This is a genomic window from Streptomyces sp. S6, from assembly GCF_054880855.1.
Map to the genome: position 1 here is coordinate 1 of NZ_JBTYMC010000032.1, position 18,319 is coordinate 18,319.

The 18,319-nt window shown below is 72.6% G+C and carries 16 protein-coding genes; 8 read left to right on the forward strand and 8 right to left on the reverse strand.

Translation table 11 applies throughout. The features are described from left to right. Positions 1-677 (forward strand): cytochrome P450 (locus tag ACVNF4_RS07090; protein ID WP_461801817.1); only part of this gene is annotated, 677 nt, incomplete at its 5' end. Here ACVNF4_RS07090 and ACVNF4_RS07095 read toward each other — a convergent pair. Continuing rightward, positions 616-1,527: an EamA family transporter gene (locus ACVNF4_RS07095; protein WP_461801818.1), complete on the reverse strand. Its 912-nt coding sequence runs from the start codon at positions 1,525-1,527 to the stop codon at positions 616-618. The two genes, ACVNF4_RS07090 and ACVNF4_RS07095, sit on opposite strands and share 62 nt — an antisense overlap. Before the next feature lie 38 nt (positions 1,528-1,565). Here ACVNF4_RS07095 and ACVNF4_RS07100 point away from each other — a divergent pair, with 38 nt between their 5' ends. Together ACVNF4_RS07100 and ACVNF4_RS07105 are read left to right on the forward strand one after the other, a co-directional pair. Continuing rightward, positions 1,566-2,135 (forward strand): MarR family winged helix-turn-helix transcriptional regulator, encoded by a 570-nt coding sequence (locus tag ACVNF4_RS07100; protein ID WP_461801819.1) that lies wholly within the window; start codon positions 1,566-1,568, stop codon positions 2,133-2,135. Between the two features lie 149 nt (positions 2,136-2,284). Further along, positions 2,285-3,391, forward strand: coding sequence for an NAD(P)/FAD-dependent oxidoreductase (locus ACVNF4_RS07105; protein WP_461801820.1), 1,107 nt, complete (start codon positions 2,285-2,287; stop codon positions 3,389-3,391). 54 nt (positions 3,392-3,445) lie between these two features. On the opposite strand, the gene ACVNF4_RS07110 is transcribed toward ACVNF4_RS07105, so the two are convergent. The 6 genes from ACVNF4_RS07110 to ACVNF4_RS07135 form a co-directional block, all read right to left on the reverse strand. Then, positions 3,446-3,589: a hypothetical protein gene (locus ACVNF4_RS07110; protein ID WP_461801821.1), complete on the reverse strand. Its 144-nt coding sequence runs from the start codon at positions 3,587-3,589 to the stop codon at positions 3,446-3,448. A 42-nt stretch (positions 3,590-3,631) separates the two neighbouring features. Beyond that, positions 3,632-5,719, reverse strand: coding sequence for a sensor histidine kinase (locus ACVNF4_RS07115; protein ID WP_461801822.1), 2,088 nt, complete (start codon positions 5,717-5,719; stop codon positions 3,632-3,634). Positions 5,720-5,809: 90 nt separating this feature from the next. Beyond that, positions 5,810-6,487: a response regulator transcription factor gene (locus tag ACVNF4_RS07120; RefSeq protein WP_461801823.1), complete on the reverse strand. Its 678-nt coding sequence runs from the start codon at positions 6,485-6,487 to the stop codon at positions 5,810-5,812. A 224-nt stretch (positions 6,488-6,711) separates the two neighbouring features. Beyond that, a complete protein-coding gene (locus ACVNF4_RS07125; protein ID WP_461801824.1) occupies positions 6,712-7,833 on the reverse strand; it encodes an NAD(P)-dependent alcohol dehydrogenase in 1,122 nt (373 codons plus the stop codon). 174 nt (positions 7,834-8,007) lie between these two features. Beyond that, entirely contained in the window at positions 8,008-9,570 is a 1,563-nt protein-coding gene (locus ACVNF4_RS07130) for a GMC family oxidoreductase (RefSeq protein WP_461801825.1), read from the reverse strand. Beyond that, positions 9,567-10,100 (reverse strand): VOC family protein, encoded by a 534-nt coding sequence (locus tag ACVNF4_RS07135; protein WP_461801826.1) that lies wholly within the window; start codon positions 10,098-10,100, stop codon positions 9,567-9,569. Before ACVNF4_RS07135 ends, ACVNF4_RS07130 begins: the two co-directional genes overlap by 4 nt. Before the next feature lie 48 nt (positions 10,101-10,148). Between ACVNF4_RS07135 and ACVNF4_RS07140 the strand changes: the two genes are divergently transcribed. From ACVNF4_RS07140 to ACVNF4_RS07160, 5 genes are read left to right on the forward strand one after another with little or no spacing between them, the layout of a single operon-like run. Further along, positions 10,149-13,640, forward strand: coding sequence for an acyltransferase domain-containing protein (locus ACVNF4_RS07140; protein WP_461801827.1), 3,492 nt, complete (start codon positions 10,149-10,151; stop codon positions 13,638-13,640). Then, the gene (locus tag ACVNF4_RS07145) at positions 13,637-13,930 is read left to right on the forward strand and encodes an acyl carrier protein (RefSeq protein WP_461801828.1); all 294 of its coding nucleotides are present in this window, start codon (positions 13,637-13,639) and stop codon (positions 13,928-13,930) included. The genes ACVNF4_RS07140 and ACVNF4_RS07145 overlap by 4 nt, the downstream gene beginning before the upstream one ends. A gap of 3 nt (positions 13,931-13,933) precedes the next feature. Then, positions 13,934-14,743 (forward strand): alpha/beta fold hydrolase, encoded by an 810-nt coding sequence (locus ACVNF4_RS07150; protein ID WP_461801829.1) that lies wholly within the window; start codon positions 13,934-13,936, stop codon positions 14,741-14,743. After that, positions 14,740-15,951, forward strand: coding sequence for a glycosyltransferase (locus ACVNF4_RS07155; RefSeq protein WP_461801830.1), 1,212 nt, complete (start codon positions 14,740-14,742; stop codon positions 15,949-15,951). The genes ACVNF4_RS07150 and ACVNF4_RS07155 overlap by 4 nt, the downstream gene beginning before the upstream one ends. After that, positions 15,948-17,018: a class I SAM-dependent methyltransferase gene (locus ACVNF4_RS07160; protein WP_461801831.1), complete on the forward strand. Its 1,071-nt coding sequence runs from the start codon at positions 15,948-15,950 to the stop codon at positions 17,016-17,018. The genes ACVNF4_RS07155 and ACVNF4_RS07160 overlap by 4 nt, the downstream gene beginning before the upstream one ends. Positions 17,019-17,199: 181 nt before the next feature. On the opposite strand, the gene ACVNF4_RS07165 is transcribed toward ACVNF4_RS07160, so the two are convergent. Continuing rightward, on the reverse strand, positions 17,200-18,225 hold the full coding sequence (locus tag ACVNF4_RS07165; protein ID WP_461801832.1) for a LacI family DNA-binding transcriptional regulator: 1,026 nt from the start codon (positions 18,223-18,225) through the stop codon (positions 17,200-17,202). Positions 18,226-18,319: the final 94 nt, after the last annotated feature.

Sequence of the window (18,319 nt, forward strand, 5' to 3'; positions counted from 1 at the left end):
CCCTGCGCGCCGTCGCCGCCGCCCGCGCCCACGACGGGCCCGGCATCCTCGACGCCCTGCTCGACGGCGTCGAACTCCCCGACCCCGACGGGCGGTTGGTGCGCGACAACTTCGTCACCCTCCTCGTCGCCGGCTACGAGACCACCGCCGCCACCCTCAGCTGGCTCCTGCTCCTCCTGCACGACCACCCCGAGTGCAGGGACTGGGCGCTCGCCCAGGGGCCCGCCGGTTCACCCGAGCGGACGGCCGCGATCCGGGCGCTGATCAGCGAGACGCTCCGGCTCTACCCGGCGGCCCTCCTGCTGTTCCGCGACGCCACCGAGGACGACGACCTCCTCGGCCACCGCGTCCCGGCCGGCACGACCGTCGCGCTCTGCGCCTACCTCACCCACCGTGACCCCCTCCTGTGGCCCGACCCCGAACGGTTCCTGCCCCGGCGCTTCCATGAGCCGGCTCCCCGCCCGGCCCTCGGCGCCTACTACCCCCTCGGCCTCGGTCCGCGCACCTGCCTGGGCGCGCAGTTCACCCTCCAGGAGATGACCCTGCTCGCCGAAGCCCTCCTGCCCGCCTTCGACTTCACCCTCGAAGGGAGGCGGCCCGAGCCGGCGTTCGACATCACGATCCACCCCGACGGGCCGTTTCCCGCGACTCTGACGGAACGGCACCCGGGCGGGTGACCGGCGCCCGGGAGGGCCGCCCCAGCACCACACCCGCCAGCACCAGCACCAGCCCGCCGAGCTGCCGGCCGCTCAGGCTGTCCCCCGCGACAGCCGTCCCCAGCAGCACCCCCGTCACCGGATTGAGCAGCCCGATCAGGCCCACCGTCCCCGAGGGCAGGTGCCGCAGTCCCGCGAACCAGACGGCGAACGCCAGGGCCGTGGCTATCAGGGACGTGTAGCCGACCGCGAGGAGCGCCGGGCCGGAGAGCGCGGGCGGAGCGCCCTCGACGACGGCGGCGACCGGGAGCAGGAACAGGCCGCCCGCGGTGAGCTGCCAGGCGGTCACCGAGAGGACGTCGACACCGGAACCCCAGTGCTTGGTCAGGATGTGCCCGAACGACGACACCAGCATCGCCGCCACCGCCGCGAGGACGCCCGCCACGCTCGTGCCGTGCGCGCCGGTGAAGAGCATCAGGCAGACCCCGGCGAGCCCCACCCCGGCGCCCGCGAGGTGCGCGGCCCGGGGGCGCTCGGCGACCAGGGCCCACGCGATCAGCATCATCGTCAGCGGGGACACCGCCATCACCGTCGACGCCACGCTCGTCGGCAGCAGTTGGGAGGCGACGTACACGAGGACGAAGAACACGCTCGCGTTCAGCAGGCCGAGGACGGCGGAGCGCCCCCACCAGACGCCGCGCGGCAGCTTCGGGCGCAGGGCCAGGAGGGCGAGGCCGGCGGGCACGGCGCGCAGGGCCGCGCCGTACAGCGGGGAGTCGGGTGGGAGGTACTCGTGCGTCACGAAGTAGTTGGCGCCCCAGGCCACCGGCGCGAGCGCGGTGAGGACGGTCCAGCGGACATTAGCTTCCATGGAAGGAATATACCTTCCTGGGAAGGTATGCTGGAAGCATGCGTGAGGACATTCCCTCGGAAGAGTGGCGGACCGAAGAAGCGGGAACCCCGGAGCACCGGCCCCGGGACCGCGTCGCCCGCATCCAGGCGGACTGGAGACGCGAGCGGCCCGACCTCGACGTCTCGCCGCAGGGCGTCATCGGACGGCTGCACACCCTCGCGGGCCGGCTGACCGGCGAACTGGGCCTGGTCTACGAGCGGTACGGCCTCGGGGAGGGCGAGTTCGACGTGCTGTGCGCGCTGCGGCGCGCGGGAGAGCCGTACGAGCGGGCGCCCGGGGAACTCGCCGCGCACACCATGGTCACCACCGGCGCGATGACCAAGCGGATCGACCGGCTGGAGCGGGCCGGGCTCGTCACCCGGCGGCGGGCCGCCGACGACCAGCGCGGGCGCATCGTCGCACTGACCCGCCCCGGACGCGAGCTGATCGACCGGGCCTTCACCGACCACATGCGCAACGAACGCAAGCTCCTCGACCTGATGACCCCCGCCGAGGCGGCCGTCCTCGAACAGCTCCTCGGAGCCTGGCTCGACCGGCTCGACGGCGACCGCCCCGCCGGCCCCTGAGAGCGCCCCGTGGATTCACGGGATACGCACCCGCTCTCACCGTTTCTTTAGATTCCAAAAGCTACGCTCGCGGTCAAGCAGAGCGGCCGACGACGGCCCCCACGCCGAGGCGCTCGCGTGTTGCACCCCCACAGGTACAGGAGACAGCCGTGCGCGACGGCGACGTAGTGGTGATCGGCGGCGGCTACGCCGGAGTCCGGCTGGCCAAGCGGCTGGACGCCACCTCGCGGGTCACCCTGGTGGACCGCAAGGAGGTCTTCTTCCACCGGATCGCCTCCCTGCGCGCGGGCGTCCAGCCCGACTGGACCGCGACCCCCTTCATCCCCTACGACCGGCTCCTCACCCACGGCCGGATCGTCGTCGGCAAGGCCCTGCGCATCGACACCGCCGCCCGGCACGTCGTCCTCGCCACCGGCGAACGCATCCCCTACGACGCACTGGTCGTCGCCACCGGCGCCGACTACCCCGAGCCCGCGCGGTTCACCGGGACCACCGTCGACGAGGCCACCAAGGGGTTCACCGCCCACCAGCAGAAGATCGCCTCGGCGGACCACGTCCTGGTCGCCGGCGGCGGCCCCTCCGGCGTCGAACTCGCCGCCGAGATCCGCCTCGCGCACCCCCACACGCGCGTGACGCTCGCCCACGCGGGCGACACGCTCCTCAGCTCCACCGGCAGCACCTGGGCCGGCCGCCGGGCGCGCGCCTGGCTGGAGGCCCACGACGTCGACGTCCGCCTCGGCTCCTTCATGTCCCCCGGGAACGATTTCGGCGTCTACAAGGACGGCCGGGGCGGTACTGTCGAGGCCGACGCCTGCTTCTGGGCCACCGGCATCACCCCCAACACCCTCTGGCTGCGCCTCGCCGGCCACGGCGACTGGCTCGACCACGCCGGGCACGTCAAGGTCGACCGCGCGCTCAGGGTCACCGGACTGCGCGACGTCTTCGCCGTCGGCGACGTCAACGACGCGGCCCACCAGAAGATCACCCACACCGCCATCACCCAGGCGGACGTCGCCGCCCACAACATCCGCACCCACCTCGCCGCCCCCGACCGCCACCGCAAGGAACCCCGCCTCTACCGCTCCGCCCACCGCAGCCCCCTCATCGTCCCCTTCGGCGGCGCCGACGGCCTCACCCTCGTCCCTGTCCCCGGCGGAGAGAGCGCCGTCCTCGGCAGCCGGACCACGACCGTCGCCAAGGCGCGGACTCTGATGACGCCGTACATGCGCAAGCAGCTGGGGTACACGGCGGCGTGAGCGCGCACCGAAGGGCCACCCCGTGAAAGTTCACGGGGTGGCCCTGGTGTACGGCTACTTCTTGACCCCGCACGGCGCCTTGCAACGGTCGGCGTGCCGGGCTTTCGCACCCGGAAGGTGCAGACGGGCGGCGATGTGCAGCAGGAAGAGCGCGGGGCCGGACGAGTTCTCCCCGTCGCGGTGCCGGTTCTCGGTCATGTCCTTCTCCCTTCGACCCCGCTCACGCGGGCTCGTGATCGCTCACGAGTCTTCGGCACCCGCCGTCCCGGCCGCATGGGGCCGGTGTCCCGACGTGGTCCCGGGCTCCGCCGGGAACGCGGCCCGCACGACCGTCCCGGCTCCGTCGCTGGTCAGCGCGAACGCGCCGCCCAACTCCTCCGAACGCTCCGCCATGGAGCGCAACCCCACCCCCGTGCAGTGCTCATGACTGGGGAAACCGTCCCCGTTGTCCGTGATCCGCAGGCCGACCTTCCCCTCCGTGACCGTGACGAGCGCCCGCGCGCGGTCCGCGTGCGAGTGCCGCACCACGTTGTTGAGCGCCTCGGACGCGATCCGATACACCGCCACCTCCAGCGCCGCCGGCAACGCGGGCAGCGGGTCAGGCTCCACCCCCACCGAGATCCGCAGACTGCGGCTGCTGAGCCGCTCCGCGAGCTGCCGCAGCGCCCGCGCGAGATCCGCCCCGTCCAGCGCGGCCGGCGCCAGCCCGTCCGTGATGTGCCGCAGCTCGCGGATCGCGTACCCGATCCCGTCGGACACCCCGGACAGCGGCCGGGCGACCTGCGGTGCCGCACCCCGCCGTACCGCGTCGACCTGGAGCCGCAGCCCCGACAGGGCCGGACCCAGCCCGTCGTGCAGCTCGTGCCGCAGCCGCCGCCGCTCCTCCTCGCGCGTGTGGACGATCCGCTCCCGGCTGCTCTTGAGATCCTCGAACAGCCGCAGCGAGGCCAGCGCCGGTCCCGCCTGCTGCGCCAGCACCTGCACCGCCTCCCGGTCCTGCGGGTCGAGCGCCAGCTCACCGGGTCTCGGCGACACGTCGAGACGACCCGTCTCCTCGCCCTGGTAGAGGATCGGGAACCGCTCCGACCGCGGCCCCGGACTCCCCACCCGCACCAGCTCGCGCGGCCCCTCCCGGCTGTCCACGACGACCGACGCGGACGGCAGGCCCAGCGTGTGGACGACCGCCCCCGCCAGCAGCTGAGGCGTCTCCCCGGGGTCGACGGCCCGGCTCAACGCCTTCGCGAGACCCCTCACCACCTGGTAGGGCTGTGCGCGCGAACCGTAGAACCAGCGGTCCGACAGCCGCGCCGCCCACCGCGCGGCCGGCCGCAGCAGCAGCCCGAGCAGCAGACCCAGAGCCAGTGCCGGAAGGAGCCCCGCGAAGTTCTCGTGACGAGGGCCGAGGCCCAGCAGCAGGAGCACCGCCACCGTGCATCCGGCCAGGACCAGCAGCGTCAGCAGCAGCGCCGTCAGCATCCGCCGGGCCGCCCGGTCGAGCGCCCAGGTACGCGCGCGTGCGTGGACGCAGCACAGCGCGATCGGCCACAGCACGGACGCCCCGTACGCGAGCACCTTCTCCAGCGGCTCGGGAACGACCTCACTGAGCAGAATGCGGGCACACCACGCCGCGTACGGCATGTTCACCCAGTACGTCGCCCGCCGGTACTCCCGGGACACGACCATGCGGACGGCCATCAGCAGCAGCGCGGCACCCAGCAGCACGTTGGTGGCGTTGTCGTCGACCCACCGGGTGACCGGCGAGGTCCAGCGCCAGAAGTCGGCCCACCCGCCCCGCGTCAGCGGATTGACGACGCTCATCCGCGCGTCGATCTCCTGGCTCCACCGATAGCCCAGCTGGGCGATCGCCACCACCAGCAGGACCCCGACGTACCCGCGCGCCCACCGGTTGCCCAGCCGGCCCGTGGGCAGCCACAGGGGCTGCGTGTACAGGAGCATCAGGAACAGGACGAAATAGAGCATCCCGCTGACGAACGTGAGCCCGCTCAGCGCCCTCGGCGCATAACCCAGGAGAATCATCAGCTGGAGGACGTAGAACAGCATCCCGGTCGCGCTCGTGGACAACAGGAACCAGCCGAAGACGCCCCCCGGACCACGGGCGACGAACACCATCCCGGACAGCGCGAAACCGACGGTCAGCAGCATGCCCTGAGCCGCGAGGTGGAACTCCGGGAACCCGGTGACGCGGTCGATGTGGGCGAGCGCCACCATCATCCACGCCACCCCCGTCAGCGCCGCGACCGCGCACACCAGGTACGCCGGAAGCAGCTCGCGCCCTGTCCCGGGAACCTTCGTGCCGCTCGCGCCCATGCCCACTCCTCGCCGTCGCCGACCGGATCCGACCAGCCTCGCGCACCCGCTGTCCCGGACGCATGAGGCACCGGTCCCGAACCGCTACCGCTACCGCTCCTCGCCGAGCCCGGCGTCCCGCGCGCGGGCGACGGCCTCCGCGCGGGTGGCGACGTGGAGCTTCTCGAAGATGTGGGTGACGTGATTGCGGACGGTCTTCTCGGAGAGGACCAGCTCCCGGGCGATCCGGCGGTTGTCGAACCCGCGCGCGATCAGCGCGAGGACCTCGCACTCGCGGGCCGTCAGCGCGGGGAAGAGCTGCTCGGCGTCCCTGCGGCGGCTGCCCGCGACCAGCGAACCGAGCCGGGCGGCGACCCCGGCCCCGAACACCGCGCCGCCCGCCGCGACGGTCTGCACCGCGTGCAGGACCTCCTCGGCGGGGGCACCCTTGACGATGTAGCCGCGCGCGCCGGCCTGGAGGGCGGCGAGGAGGTCGCCCTCGTCGTCGGACATGGTGAGGGTGAGCACCGGCAGCCCCGGGTGCTCCTCGGCCAGCGTCCGGATCGCGGAGATGCCGGAGCCGTCGGGCAGCCCCAGGTCCATGATCACGACGTCCGGGAGGTGCGCGGACACCGCCCCCGACACCTGCGCCACCGTCTCCGCCACGACCACCACCTCGCCGAGACTCTCCAGCGCCGACCTCAGCCCGCTGCGGAAGAGGGGGTGGTCCTCGACGACAAGCGCCCGTAGGACGGACCGGTCCGGGAGGGAGGGAGGATCGTCGTTCACATGGGAAAGGTACGCCTGGTGGGGAGGGTTTGGCATATTTTATGGTGGTTCATCACGTTTCATGTATTGGGGGATCGGGAGGGGAGGGTGACGGTGCGGGAGTGGGGGTGGGGTGTGATGTGTGGCGTGTGATGCGTGAGGTGTGAGGTGTCGGGCGTGATGTGTGGCGCGTGCTGTGTGAGGCGTGATGTGTGGCGTGTGATGTACCACCCCCTCCCCGCCCCTCACGGCATCACCAGCACCGCCTTCACCGCCTCCCCCCGCACCGCCGCCGCCCCCGCCTCCTCGATCCCCTCGAACGGGAACACCGACACGATCGCGTCAACCGGCAACCGCCCCGCCAGATACAGCTCCACCAGCGCCGGCACGAACACCCGGGGCACCACGTCCCCCTGATTCACCCCCACCACCCGAGGCCCCCGGTCCAGCATCCCCGGCACGTCGAACGCCGCCTCCGTCCCGGCCGGCGGCGCCCCCACCACCCCGCACACCCCGCCCACCGCGAGCCCGTCCACCGCCTGCCGCAGCACCCTCGGCACCCCGCTCGTCTCCAGCGCCCGCTCGGCACCACGCCCACCCGTCAGATCCCGGACGGCGTCCAGCGGATCGTCCTCGTCCGGGTTCACGGTGTCGGTCGCCCCGAGCCGCCGCGCGAGCGCCAGCCGACGGGGGTCCGGATCGACGGCGATCACCCGCGTCGCCGCCGTCAGCCGCGCCGCCATCACCGCGGCCAGCCCCACCGACCCCACGCCGTACACGACCAGCGTGTGTCCCGCCTCGGGCCGCAGCACGTTCAGCACCGACCCCGCCCCGGTCTGCACCCCGCACCCCAGCGGCGCCAGCACCTCCGGCGGCAGCCCGGCCGGCACGGGGACGACACCCCGCTCACCGGTCAGCGCGAGCGTCGCGAACGACGACTGCCCGAAGAAGTGGCCGTGCAGCACCTCCCCGACGTGCCGGCCCGTCCCGGACACCGTCGCGCTGCCGTCAAGTCGGCTCCCGCCGAACAGGTTCAGCGCGGGCCAGTGCGCACACCGCACCGGCCGCCCGGTCAGACACGCGGGGCAGCCGCCGCAGGACGCGAAACTCATGACGACGGTGTCCCCGGGCACCACCGAGGTGACCCCCGACCCGACCGCCTCGACGACCCCTGCCCCCTCGTGACCCAGCACCGCCGGGACGGGGAAGGGGGTGTGACCGGCGCGGACACTCAGGTCGGTGTGACAGATCCCGGCGGCCTGGACCCGGACGAGGACCTCGTCGGGGCGGGGCTCGTCGACGTGGATCTCCTCCAGGGCGAAGGGGGCGCCGCGAGAACGGACCACGGCGGCGGTGGCGGTGTGCATGGGGGCTCCGTGGGGTGGTGGGTGGTTTGGGGAGGTGTGAGGTATCACGTGTCGTGTGCTGCGGTGTGCGGTGTGCGGTGTGCGGTGTCACGTGTCATGCGTCATGTGTCGCGGCGCGGGTGCTGCGGGTGTGATGTGCGGTACGTGATACCTCACACCTCACACCCCGCCCCCTCACGGCAGCACCCCGCCCTCCCGCACCACCCGCAGTGCCTGCGCCGCGATCGTGAGGGTCGGGTTGACGGCCGCCGACGACGGGAAGAAGCCGCCGTCCACGACGAACAGGTTCCCCACCTCGTGACTGCGGCAGTACGGGTCGAGGACGGACCGTGCGGGATCGGTCCCGGCGACGGTCGTGCCGCACTGGTGCCCGGTCGCCTCGACGCCCAACCGCCGGGAGAACACGAGGGGATAGCCGGCCCCGCGCATCATCGTGGTGGCGGCGCGGACGAGCCTGCGGTGGGTGCGGGTGTTGGTGGGGTGCCATCGGACGGTCACGTCGTCGGGCCCGGGGCCGGGCAGGACGCGGTTGTCCGGGTCGGGGAGGTCCTCCGACATCACCCACCAGTCGACGCTGCGCGAGGCCAGCGCTCCCAACAGGCGCCGGGGCAGCCGGGGATGGGCGGCGGCGAGGGTCGGTCCGTACACCTTGCCCATCAACTGGAGGTTACCCAGCGGGTGTCCGCCCTGCGGTCCGTCCGGCAGGTAGAAGTCGTTGACGGCGAGCGTCTTCTGGAAGGTGACCGGGTTGCGGCGGCGCGGATCGACCGCCATCAGCACGGAGTTGTTGTGCAGCATGAGGTTGCGGCCCACGAGCCCGCTGCCGTTCCCGAGTCCGTCGGGATGCGCGGCGCCGCCCGAACGCAGCAGCAGGACGGCCGAGTTGATGGCGCCGCAGGACACGACCACGGTCCCGGCCCGCAGCCGCACCGCCCGCCCGTCCCGGACCGCGTCGACCGACGTCACCCGCCGCCCGTCGGGGTCCGTTCGCACCCGCACGGCACGGGTGCGGGTGAGGAGACGCACCGTCGGGGTGCGCAGCGCGGGACGCAGGGCCCGGGTCTCGGCGTCGCTCTTCGCGCCGACCCGGCACGGGAAGGCGTCACATGTGCCACATCGTTCACACGTCCCCTCGGGCGTCAGGTCGACGCCGAGTTCGACGGGGTAGGGGTGCAGCCCCTGTGCCGTGAGCCGGTCGGCGAGTTCGGCGATGACCGGTTCGTGCGGCACCGGCGGCCACGGGTAGGGGCCGCTGCGCGGCGGGCCGCTCGGGTCGGTGCCGTCGGCGCCGTGGACCCGGTAGAGGCGCTCGGCCTCCGTGTAGTACGGCTCCAGGTCGCCGTAGGTGAACGGCCAGGCGGGGGAGGTGCCTTGAAGGTGCTCGACGGCCCGGAAGTCGCTCGCGCGCAGCCGGGGGAGGGCGGCACCGTACACCTTGGTGGTGCCGCCGACGCCGTAGAAGCCGCCCGAGGTGAAGGGGCGCCCCTCGGCCGTGTGCCAGGAACCCGTGTTGTGGTAGCGGTTGCCGACGAACACGGCCTCGGGGGACCAGTTCTCGGGCTCACGGGGCAGGAAGTCGCCCCGCTCGACGACGAGGACGCGCGCCCCCGTCGAGGCCAGCGCCCACGCGGTGGTGGCGCCGCCCGCACCTGAGCCGAGGACGAGGACGTCCGCGTCGTACACCTCCTGCTCCTGCGTGACGACCGGTGGTGAGCCGGGACCCCAGATGCCGGTCATGCCACGGCCCTCGGCGGATCGTAGAGGCGGACGGGTGTGTCGGCGTGGAAGGGGAGTCGCTCGGGGACCTCGGAGAGTTCGAGGTGGAGGCCGAAGGGGGTGCGCAGGTAGATGAACCGGACACCGGCGATGGGGCCGTCGGTGACAGTCTGCGGTTCACCGAGGGCCACCACCCCTTCGTACGCGGTGAGATGGTCCATCGAGGCGTCCAAGTCCTCGGTGGCCAGGGCGAGATGGTGGCCGCCCCAGTCGCTGTTGCGCGGATAGACGCGGCGTTGGTCGGGGGAGGCGTACTCGAACAGCTCGATGTTGGTGACCGGGCCGAGGCGCAGCATCGCGATGTGCGCGACGGCGTCGCGGTGGACGCCGAGCTGGCGGAGCATCCACAGGCCCGCCGGGTCCTCGACCGGGCCGGTGAGGTAGGCGAGTTCGGCGCCGAGCGCGTCGGTGAAGAAGGCCACGGCCCGGTCGAGGTCGGGGACGGTGTAGGCGACGTGGTGGACGGCGCCGACGCCGGGGACGGTGATCATGGGTGGTCCTTGCGGGAGTTGTGGGCGTCGCGGTGGCCGAGGGGGCCGGTGGAGGCTTTGGCCGTGCGGGAGTCGGCGGAGGTGCTGGGGGTGCGGGCGGGCAGAGCGCGGGTCACGGCCGCCGGGCCGAGTGTCAGGCACAGCAGGCGGGCGCCGCGCCGGCCTGCTCTGGTGAAGGCCGCGCTGGCCGTCCATCACGGTGTGCTGCTGCCGACGTTGCACTGTGACGATCCGCATCCCGCGCTGGCACGAACCCGGTTCAGGCCGCTGGAGAAGGCGGAGCCGTGGGAGGGGGACGTGCGGCGGGCCGCGGTGAACGCGTTCGGGTTCGGGGGGATCAACGCGCATGTGGTGCTGGAGCAGGCACCTGCGGGGCGGGGGCGGGCGGGGCGTGGGCGGGTGCCGGGCGGGGAGGGCGGTGGTATGTCACACATCACGCGTGACACATCCATCGACGCCGGTGCCGCGACCGGTATGTCACACATCACGCATGACATACCCACCGGCGGTCGTGGCGAAGTCGGTATGTCATACATCACGCGTGACATACCGGCCGTCGGCCGTACGGAGCCCGCCGGTCGCGCCGAGGTCGCCGAGAACGAGCAGATCCTCCTCCTGGCCGCCGACTCCCCCACCGCCCTCGCCGCACTCCTGGACACCGACGACACCACCCTCCGCGCCACCGGCCTCGACCCCACCCACCCCCATCCCACAGCGGGCCCCACCCGGCTGGCCGTCTTCGGCCCCACCGCCAAACGCCTCGCCCTGGCCCGCCGCGCGGCGGCCAAGTCCCGCCCCTGGAGCGGCCGGAGCGACGTGTGGCTCCGCCCGACCCCTCTGCTGGACAAGGACGATCCGGCGACGGGAAAGCTGGCGTTCCTCTTCCCGGGCCTGGAAGTCGACTTCACCCCTCACGTCGACGACATCGCGGCCCACTTCGGCCTCCCGGCCCTGTCCGCACCCGGTGCCCAGGTGGACGACGTGGGCCGGCACGGTTTCGACGTCGTCGCCGTGGGCCGCCTCTTGGACACGGCACTGCGCCGCAGCCGGATCGTCCCGGACGCCGTCGCCGGGCACAGCGTCGGCGAGTGGACGGCGATGGTCGCGTCGGGACTGTACGACGGGGGCGAAGTCGACGCGTTCATGGCCGAGTTCGACCCCGCGTCGCTCTCTGTCCCGGGCCTGGTGTTCGGGGCGATCGGCGCTCCGGCGGATCAAGTCCTGGACGCGCTGGAGGAGTTGGGCCGCACTGACGTCGTCCTCTCGCACGACAACGCGCCCGGCCAGTCGATGGTGTGCGGACCGGACGCGGTGGTCGAGGAGTTCGTGCGCGCCTTCCGCGCCCGAGGCGTCATCAGCCAGGTCCTGCCGTTCCGTTCAGGCTTCCACACCCCGATGCTCCGCCCTCATCTGGCTCCCATCGCACAGGCCGCGAGCCGCTTCCGCCTGCGCCCGCCGACGATCCCCCTCTGGTCCGGTACGACGGCCGCCCCCTTCCCCGACGCCCCGGCGGACGTCCGGGCGTTGTTCATCCGCCACCTCCTGGAGCCGGTCCGCTTCCGGCAGTTGACCCAGGCCCTGTACGACGCCGGCCACCGCGTCTTCGTCCAGGCGGGCCCCGGCCGCCTGGGTTCTCTCGTGGACGACACCCTGGGCGCCCAGGACCACCTCACTGTCGCCGCCAACTCCCCGCACCGCGAAGGGCTCCCCCAACTCAGGCGTGTGGCAGCGGCGTTGTGGACGGCGGGTGCGGAAGTTGCCCCGGCGCTCCCGGCCCGGAAGCACGCCGCTCGCTCTCAGCACCCGCCGGTGCGACTCGACTTGAGCGGTGCGCTGATCTCCCTTCCGCCGGAGTCACGCCCCGTCCTGCACACCTCGTCCGCCCCGCTGGACGCGCTCGCCGCCCGCATGCCGATCGCCGCCGAACTCAGCGCGCTCATACGGGAGACGGCCGACACGGCAACCGCCTTGATGACGGCACGCACCGCCGCCACCCCGCGACAGTCCACGGTCCGTGTCTCCCCCGAAACCATGCCCTACCTGCTGGACCACTGCTTCTTCCCGCAACGCCCCAACTGGCCCGACACAGCCGATCGTTGGCCGGTCGTCCCCGCCACCACCATCGTCCAGCACATCATGGACACGGCCGCCGAGGCCCGCCCCGGCCTCCTGCCGGTAGCCGTCCACGACGCGCGTTTCGAGGAGTGGCTCACCGCCACCCCCGCCGTGGACGTCCCGGTCACGACGACGCCCGAGTCCGCGAACCGGCTGACGGTCTCCTTCGGCCCCCGAGCCCGCGCGACCGTCGAACTGGCCCCGGCCCACCCCCGTGCCACCACCTCCCGGATCCCCCTCGCCGAGGAGCGCGTGCCGGACCACACGGCGGCCCAACTCTACGAAGAACGCTGGATGTTCCACGGGCCCGCGTTCCAGGGCGTCACCGAACTCACCGCGATCGGCGACCGCCACGTCCGGGGCGTCATCACCACCCCGCCGGCCCCCGGCGCCCTTCTCGACAACGTCGGCCAGCTCCTCGGCTACTGGATCATGGCCACCCGCACCGAGCGCACGGTCGTCTTCCCGGTCGGCATCCGGGAGATCCGCTTCCACGGCCCCCACCCCTCCCCCGGCACCCGAGTCGCCTGCCTGGTGAGGGTCACCGCGCTCACCGACACCCTCCTGGAGGCGGACGTCCGGCTGACCGTGGGCGGCGAGGTGTGGGCGGAGATCTCCGGCTGGCAGGACCGCCGCTTCGACAACGACCCGCGCACCCGCCCCGTCGAGCGCTTCCCCGAGCGCCACACGCTCTCCGAACTCCGGCCGGGCGGCTGGACGTTGGTGCACGAGCGGTGGCCCGACCTGGCCTCCCGGGAACTCATCATGCGCAACTCCCTGGGCGGCGTGGAGCGTTCACGCTATGCCGAGCACGCACCGCGCGGGCGCCGGCAGTGGCTGCTGGGGAGGATCGCGGCGAAGGACGCGGTCCGCCGGTGGCTGTGGGAGCACGGCGAGGGGCCGGTGTTCCCGGCGGAGCTGCGTGTCGAGAACGACGGTCTCGGCCGGCCGTACGTCGTCGGCGTGCACGGACGTGAACTGCCCGCGCTGGACGTGTCGTTGGCGCACTGCGCGGAGGCCGGTGCCGCGATCGTCCGTCCGCACCGGCCGGGTCCGGGGCCGGGGATCGACATCGAGGAGATCACCGCGCGCACCCCGGAGACGCAGTCCGTGGCCCTCGGTCCGGACGAACTGCGCCTGCTGGAGCGGCTGGAGGGCTCCCGCGCCCTGTGGTTCACCCGGTTCTGGGCGGCGAAGGAGGCGGTCGCCAAGGCCGAGGGCACCGGACTCGGCGGCAGACCACGGGAGTTCACCGTCCTCGACGCCACCCCGGACGGCGACCTGCTGACCGTCTCCGGCCGTCTGGAGCGCGCCTACCCGGTGCACTGCGCACCGGCCGCCAACCCGCCGGGCCTGCCGGCGCGGGAGTACGTCGTGGCCTGGACGACGGGACACGCGAACGAAGAGGAGTACGACGCCCGATGAACGAGGAAACCGTTCTCGCCGACGTGTCCGGCATGCTCGCCCGCCTCCTGGAGGACGAGTACGGCGCGGGCGACGCCGAGATAGGCATGGAGACGTCCTTCAACCGGGACCTGGAGCTGGAGAGCATCGACCTCGTCACGCTGGCCGGGCTGCTCCAGGAACGGTACGGCGAACGGATCAACTTCGCCGAGTTCCTGGCCGGGATGGAGTTGGAGGAGATCATCGAACTCACCGTCGGACGGCTCGTCGAGTACGTCGTGACCGGGCTGAAGGCGGCGGAGGCGAGCTGAGCCATGTCGATGGTCGACACCGGCACGCTCCGGTTGCACGTCCAGCGCATCGGGCCCCGCGGCAGCCGCACCTCCCGGGCCACCGTCGTACTGGTCCACGGGCTGCTCACCGACAGCCTCGCCAGCTACTACTTCACCGTCGCGCCCTCGTTCGCGGCGGCCGGATTCGACGTGATCATGTACGACCTACGGGGTCACGGGCGCAGCGACCGGCCGCCCGACGGCTACACCCTCGACCACAACATCGGTGATCTGGAAGCCCTGTTGGAGCGGCTGAAGGTCACCGGCCCCGTCCATCTGGTCGGCAACTCCTACGGCGGGACGATCGCGTTCGGGTTCGCCGTGCGGCATCCCGGTCGGGTCGCGAGCCTCACCCTGATCGAGTCCGAACCGGCCACGCCCGCCTGGTCGTCGAAGCTGCGCGGCATCCTGGGGCGGGTGGTGCACGAGCTGGCGCACAACGAGTCCGACACCATCACCTGGATCGCCTCCCACCGCGGCCACAACATGGCACGCCTCGCACGGGGCGCCGCCCGGCTGGCCCGTGAGACCTCCCTCGGCCAGGACATCCCGGCCAGCCGGACCTTGACGGATCATCAGATCGCGTCCGTCCCCTGTCCCGTCCTCGCCCTCTACGGAGGCGACTCGGACGTCGTCGAACTCGCGCCCCGGCTGGCCGAGTTGCTGCCCGACTGCCGGACAGTGATCCTCCCCGGCCACGAGCACTCGATCCTCGTCGAGGCGCCCGCCGTGGTCGGCGAGCACATCCAGTCCCTCATCGCCGAGACCTGTTCGGCGGTGACGGCCCGATGAGTGGCTTCCTCTTCGTCGTCCCGCCTCTCACCGGCCACGTCAACCCGACCGTCGGCGTCGCCGCCCGCCTCGCCGCCCGAGGACACCGCGTGGCGTGGGTGTGCCCGGACCGGGAGCTGGTGCGGAGGCTGGCGGGGGCGGACGCGATGGTGCTCGGGTGTGATACCTCACACAGCGCCACCAGTGCGCCCGATACATCACACATCATGCACGCCGCCACCGCCCTCTCCCACCGCCCACCCGATGTCCGAGGCCCGGAGGCCCTGAAATTCTTGTGGGAGCGTTTTCTGCTGCCGCTGGCGGAGGCGATGGCACCGGGAGTGCAGCGGGCCGTGGAGGTGTTCGGCCCGGATGTCGTGGTCGCCGACCAGCAGGCCTTCGCGGGCGCCCTGGCCGCAGAGCGCGCCGGGCTGCCGTGGGCGACCTCGGCGACCACCTCCGCGGAGTTCATGGACCCGCTGGCGGGGCTGCCGAAGGTGCGGGAGTGGATCGGGGCCCGGCTGACCGAGCTGCGGCGGGCCGTCGGGGACGTGTCCGGGGCCGCTGATCCCCGGTTCTCCCCGCATCTGGTCATCGGGTTCAGCACACCCGAACTCGTCGGGGAGGTGGCGGGGGTGCGCTGGGTGGGCCCGTCGGTCACCGGACGGCCCGACGGCGAGGGCTTCCCGTGGGAGTGGCTCGACCCGGACCGCGCGACGGTCCTCGTCAGCCTCGGCACCGCGAACACGGACGCGGGGGAACGGTTCCTCGGCGTGTGCCGGGACGCGGTGCGCGCACGGGCCGGCCGGCTCCAGGCGGTGCTGGTCGACCCGGGCGGAGTGCTGGGCGGCGGGGCCGACGCGGACGTCCTCGTCGTGCCGTCCGTCCCGCAGGTCTCCCTCTTGGCCAAGGGTCTCGACGCAGTGGTATGTCATGCGGGACACAACACCGTGTGCGAGGCCCTCTGGCACGGCGTCCCGCTGGTCGTCGCACCCATCAGGGACGACCAGCCGCTGATCGCCGGACAGGTCGTGACCGCCGGGGCCGGGGTGCGGGTGCGGTTCGGGCGGGCCGGCGTCCAGCAGGTGGGGGCGGCGCTGGACGCCGTGCTCGACGACCCGGCGTACCGGAGGGAGGCCGCGCGGATCGGCGCGGCGTTCCGGGCGGCCGGGGGTGCGGACGCCGCAGCCGTCCATCTCGAACAGCTCGCCGAGAGGAGTCGTCCGTGAGTGACGCGAAGGCCGAGCGGGAGCAGCGGATCGCCGTGCTCCGGCCGGGGTACCAGAAGGACCTGGCGGACGGTGTGGAGCGGTACTTCGCACCGCGCCGCACCGACTGCCCCTGGTGCGGCAGAGAGTCGCTGCGCACCTGGCTGCGCACCACCGACCTGTTGCAGCACAAGCCGGGGCGGTTCGTCCTCGACCGGTGCGAGCCGTGCGGACACATCTTCCAGAATCCCCAACTCACCGACGAGGGACTGGAGTTCTACTACCGCGACTTCTACGACGGGCTCGGGGAGAAGCAGCTCGGCGACCTCTTCGACGGACGGGACTCGTCGTATCTGGGGCGGGCACGGACGATGACCGCGCACGACGCGGCGCCGAAGCGGTGGCTGGACGTGGGGACCGGGCAGGGGCACTTCTGCGCGGCGGTACGTGATGCACTGCCGGACACCGTGTTCGACGGCCTCGACTTCACCGACGGGGCCGAGATCGCCGAGCGGGAGAAACGCGTCGAACACGGTTACCGGGGGAGTTTCCCCGCGCTCGCCGCCGAACTCGCCGGCCGGTACGACGTCGTGAGCATGTTCCACTACCTGGAGCACAGCGCCGATCCGGACCGGGAACTGCGGGCCGCCCGCGAGGTGGTGCGGGCCGGCGGACACCTCCTGATCGAGGTGCCCGACGCCGAGAGCCGTCTCTCCCGGCTGCTGGGCCGGTGGTGGCTGCCCTGGCTCCAGCCCCAGCACCTCCACTTCATCCCTGTCGCCAATCTGCGGGAGCGGCTGGAGGCGCTCGGCTTCACCGTGGTGGCCGAGGAGCACACCGAACCCCACGAGGCGATCGACCTGGTGGCCGCCGTGTGGCTGATGCTGGGTCATGTATCACCGCCGGAGAACACCCCCTGGCTCGCCCACCCACCGGGCCGGCTGCGGCGGGCGGTGCGAACTGCCGTGTTCCTGGCGGGAATTCCGGTGCTGCTCGCGGCCACGGTGCTCGACCGGATCGCCGTACGCCCGCTCGCCCGGCGCGGTCGGATGTGCAACGCGTACCGCGTCGTCGCCCGCAGGAACTGACGTCGCCCCCGGGTGGGCCGTCCAGCCTCGGCCGACCGGCCCACCCGGCCGCCACCCCACCTCACGCGTGATACCTCACACATCACACCGCACCCCCGTCACCACCCCGCCGCCCCACCTCACACATCACGCGTAACACCTCACACATCACACCTCGCCCCAGCCGCACCCCCCGCCCCCCTCACCTCCCCACCGGCATGTTGTAAGGCGTCACCACCTGAATCGCAGACGGCAGCACCGCCCCCGCCGGCGGCAACGCCCCATGCGCCCGCATCACGGTCTGACACGCGTCCCGCACGTCCTGGCGCAGATCGTGATGGAGCACGGCGGAGATCCGCTGCTCCCGCAGCAACCGCGTGTTGTCCTGGTCCAGATCGTGCGCGACGAACACCGCGCACTCCCGCCCGAGATCCGCGAACGCGCGGAGCGTCGCGTTGTTGCCCCCGCCGATGGAGTACACCGCCCGGATCCCCGCGTCCCGCTCCAGCGCGGCCCGCACCAGTTCGTACTGGGTCACGTCGAGCCCCTGCCCCTCCGTGATCTCGACGAGCGCCCGCCCCGGATGACGCGCCCGCATCACGCTCCGGAACCCCATCTCGCGCTCCTCCTCGTTGCGGAAGGAACCGCTGCTGACGCTGGTCAGGACGTTCCCGGGCCGCTCGCCGAGCCACTGCCCCATCAAATAGGCCGCCGTGGCACCCGCCGCACGGTTGTCTATCCCGACGTACGCGAGCCGCGCGCTCGCGGGCAGGTCGGTGACGAGGGTGACGACGGGAATGCCCACGTCGACGAGCCGCCCGACGGCGTCGGTGACCTCGGGCGCGTCCGGCGCCTTGAGGACGACCCCCTGCGAGCCGCGCCGCGCGATGCGCTCCAGGACGGTGACGGTCTCGCGCGCGGGCCCGGTCTCCCGGAAGTGGAAGCGGGAGCGCAGGACCGCCGGGTGCAGCGCGGGCAGCTCGGCCTCCAGCGCGGAGCGCACGGCGCTGGTGAACCGTTCGGGCGCCTGCATGACGATGTCCAGCATGAACGTCCGTCCGACGAGCCTGACCTGCGTGCGCTGCCGGTCGAGGTCGGCGATGGCCCGTCGTACCTCCTGCTCGGTGGAGGCGCGCACGCCGCCTCGGCCGTTCAGCACGCGGTCGACGGTGGCCTCGCTGAGCCCCGCCTGACGGGCGATCTCACGGATCGGGAAGGGGTGTCCCACGACTTGGCTCCTCATGCCGCACCGGCCGGCTCCCCCGACGTCACCGGCACCCCGTTCTTGAGGGGTTTTTGATGGCCCTCTGCCAGTTGTTCGA